Source organism: Lysinibacillus sp. GW821-FHT14F06 (assembly GCF_058803665.1).
Window position 1 is genome coordinate 1 of sequence record NZ_JBXAPF010000077.1, and the last position, 638, is coordinate 638.

The 638-nt window shown below is 37.0% G+C and carries 1 protein-coding gene; it reads right to left on the reverse strand.

The genetic code is table 11. From position 1 onward, the window contains the following. Window positions 1–131: 131 nt before the first annotated feature. Window positions 132–608 carry an IS200/IS605 family transposase gene (gene tnpA, locus AC1RNS_RS26445; RefSeq protein ID WP_492996781.1) on the reverse strand — a complete coding sequence of 159 codons (477 nt, stop codon included), beginning with the start codon at window positions 606–608 and terminating at the stop codon, window positions 132–134. Between the last annotated feature and the right edge of the window lie 30 nt (window positions 609–638).

Genomic DNA, 638 nt, shown 5'->3' on the forward strand with positions numbered 1-638 from the left:
AATCAGAACCACCAGTCTAACTGGTGGTTTGCTCTACGCGTGAAACGCTGGGGTACTGGCCCATGTCTAAAGACACACTGAAAGGTCCGCCAACCGCACTCCGTTTTCACGCTACCACTAAAGTGGTTTTATTATTTTCGCTTCTTTGCTTTTATTTCTTCTCCTGTAAATGGATCAATAAATTCTTTCATGCTCATTTGATCCTCAAGAACATCCTCTTGCAATTGATTTTTTATATATTCCTGAATGATTTTTCTGTTTCTTCCTACTGTATCTACATAATATCCGCGACACCAAAACTTCCTGTTTCCGTATTTATATTTCAGATTCGCATGTCGATCGAATATCATTAAACTACTTTTTCCTTTCAAATAACCCACAAACGATGAAACACTTAATTTTGGTGGAATACTTACCAACATATGAATATGATCAGGACAGGCGGTTGCTTCAATAATTTCTACTCCTTTTCTTTCACATAACTGACGAAGAATTCTACCTACATCTGCTTTAATTTGTCCATAAATAATCTGCCTTCTATATTTTGGTGCAAAGACGATGTGATACTTACAATTCCATGTTGTGTGTGCTAAACTTTTATTATCCATTTGGATCCCCTTTCGTACGAAGTCGGTTGA

Excerpts from the sequence above, each read along its gene's own strand:
- tnpA (WP_492996781.1), bottom strand. The coding sequence starts at position 608 with ATGGATAATAAAAGTTTAGCACACACAACATGGAATTGTAAGTATCAC.